This is a genomic window from Nostoc sp. 2RC, from assembly GCF_014222165.1.
Taxonomy (GTDB): domain Bacteria; phylum Cyanobacteriota; class Cyanobacteriia; order Cyanobacteriales; family Nostocaceae; genus Nostoc; species Nostoc linckia.
In genome coordinates this window covers 1-2,527 of sequence record NZ_JACKZU010000615.1, presented here as the reverse complement: position 1 = coordinate 2,527, position 2,527 = coordinate 1, and the positions used below count along the sequence as shown (strand labels likewise).

Here is a 2,527-nt window from a genome sequence, read left to right as displayed (position 1 = left end):
CATCTCCCCATGCCCCATGCCCCATTCCCTATTATTGATACCCCTGCCAAGAACTGATTTCTAATTTGCCACTCGGTTTGAATATCACTTGAAAGTGGGCAAGAGGTTCTTTACTATTGGGGGGTGCTGCATTGGAGCCATAGATGGCGTTAAACATCTGGGGAAGGGGTGTTTCCCGGAAGTAGTCAAAGGCTACTTGGTTGAGTGGTTCATAGTCAGCAATTACACCATCTTTGTTCACCGCTACCCGATATTTTAAATCTCGTGTAAATGTAGGTGTGCCGCTCCAAGCTTGGCGGACTGTATTATAAAGTTTTTGATTTAAACCTTTGACTATGTTAGGGTCGGTAATTTTTGTCCCTACTACCTCTGGTGTTCTAGCATACCCACGCCAAGGGCTGACTTGCAAGACACCATTTGTAGTAAATACTACTCTAAATTGAGCGATGGGTTCATTGGAAATGGGAGGACGGTTAGCAGGATTGTAAAGTAGGTTAGGTAGAGGAGTTTGTCCTATTCCTTGATTTGCTTCTTGATTGACTGCTTTATAACCAACGATCGCTCCATCTGCGGCTACACCTATACGATAGATCAAATCCTGTTGCAATCCTGAGCGATTAGTCCAAGCTGGATGAATTTGATTATACACTTGGCGATTTAAGGCACGCAGTTGGGATGGATCGGTAATTTCCGAAACTGTATTTAAAAGTGCTTCTAAATCTTTAACTTCTGGCTTGGTAGTAGTTGTAGCTATTGGTGTAGGAGTCGCAGCAGCTATGGGCGTCGCAGCCGACGTGGGAGTTGGATCTGCTGATGCTGAAGGGGTGAGGTTCTTCGTTGTGGAGGTAGTTTGCCCATTTGGCTGAGGCTGTGGTGGACGAATTTGGGGAGGTGGAATCAAGTTAAAAGCGATCGCTGCCACTGCTAAACTTGATACTCCCACAGCAGCCGGAACCACCTGGTTGATTAAACCTTGACTAGCAGCACCATAGCGTTTAGTAACTGGCTGTAGTTCTAACGAAAGTTCTGGTAAAGTTTGGCTGTCAGCAAAAAACTGATCTACTGCTTCTACCAAATCAAACAACTGCACCGTACTCAAATCTATTTCAATAGACGGGCGTTTAGCATGACTGGGATGAGACTCGAAACCTTCTGGCGCGCCTTCTGAATGTACAATTAACCGATGTCGGTTGCTGTCTATTTTTTGAAACTCTACTAACTCTGACTCGTGGTTATGGGCTTGGGGATTGGGTACATTACTTAAAAATTCTTGGGCATAGCCACTAACCGCCCTCACCAAACTTTCAAAAAACTCCCGCCCTCCTGTTAGAGGTTGATTATATCCAGATAAATAACATTCCGCATTGACCAATATAGATAATTCTGGGCGCAGTTCTTGGAATTGTGCAGCCCTAGTGACATCACTTAAACCTTCTAAAAGCAGTGTACAATTAGGCAAACTGTACTTACGTTGAATATTCATTCCACCTCACCGTCAAAAAGACTAATCCAAAATCGCTGCATTCCAGCCGTACCAGTGCAGAATAGCAATTGTCCTAACAAATTTATCGCTAACTCATTTAATTTTTCGTCAGAAGTTAATGCCAGTACACCAGAACGTCGAGTATTCATCCGACTCTTAAAATGCGCTCTAAACCGCTCTAGGTAATTAGATAACCGCAAATTCTGTTCTAGGGGAATCTGTTTTTCTTCCATCTGTTGACATAACATTAATAACTGCCGAATCACAACAGTTAGACGCCGCGCTATGTAACAAGCAATAACTACCAAAGCTTTGGCTTCCATAATAGTTAAGGGACGGCGAATGTGCGCTCTCCGTAGCGGGTTAGAGCTACGCATCCGCCATAAATTTACCCGATCTTTGACAATTCCTTTAAGATCTAATTCTTGAGCAAAAGCTAGGATTGCTTCAGAACCGCCAAGCTCTAAAGCTTCAATAGCGAGTAAAATAAGGTCAATTTGCAACCGAGTTCTTCGAGGACATGTTTGTCCGGCAATGGCAGGATCTGGTAAAGTGTCCAGAATCATCGGCAATGAATCTTGAGTTGGACTTTTCAACGGCGTTAAACTTGCAGAAACATTCATTCTATAAATACCTTGTACGCTTGTGACAGACTAGGTAAAACAAATTTAAGATAAGTAGCCAAGACTTGAACATTAGACTCATAGCAGTGGTCATGACTACCTGATATATACATTACTTAACTCTTTCTACTCAAAGGATTCCCTATATTAAATTCAAAACTTTAAAACATCACTGAATTCACCTCATTTATTAGTGCTATACCTGTTCTAGCTTGATTTAGTTTCTACTTGTCGTCAATCAAGGGTCAAGCATTAGCCTCCACGCCCAGCGTATGACATTATAGTGTACGATTTTTCAGGTATCTGGAATTGGGCATTGGGCAGGGGAAAAGGTTAAAGGGAAAAGGGAAAAGGGAAAAGGAATAAATTTAATCTTTCCCTTTTTCCCCTTACCCCTTTCCCCTTCGCCTCATGCCCATGC

General features: G+C 42.7%; 2 protein-coding genes. Both read right to left on the bottom strand.

Translation table 11 applies throughout. The annotated features are described in order from the left end of the window. Positions 1-31 precede the first annotated feature (31 nt). Positions 32-1,483: a DUF4335 domain-containing protein gene (locus GNE10_RS33755; RefSeq protein WP_185570394.1), complete on the bottom strand. Its 1,452-nt coding sequence runs from the start codon at positions 1,481-1,483 to the stop codon at positions 32-34. Next, on the bottom strand, positions 1,480-2,106 hold the full coding sequence (locus GNE10_RS33750) for a DUF3038 domain-containing protein (RefSeq protein WP_099068835.1): 627 nt from the start codon (positions 2,104-2,106) through the stop codon (positions 1,480-1,482). Before GNE10_RS33750 ends, GNE10_RS33755 begins: the two co-directional genes overlap by 4 nt. Positions 2,107-2,527 lie beyond the last annotated feature (421 nt).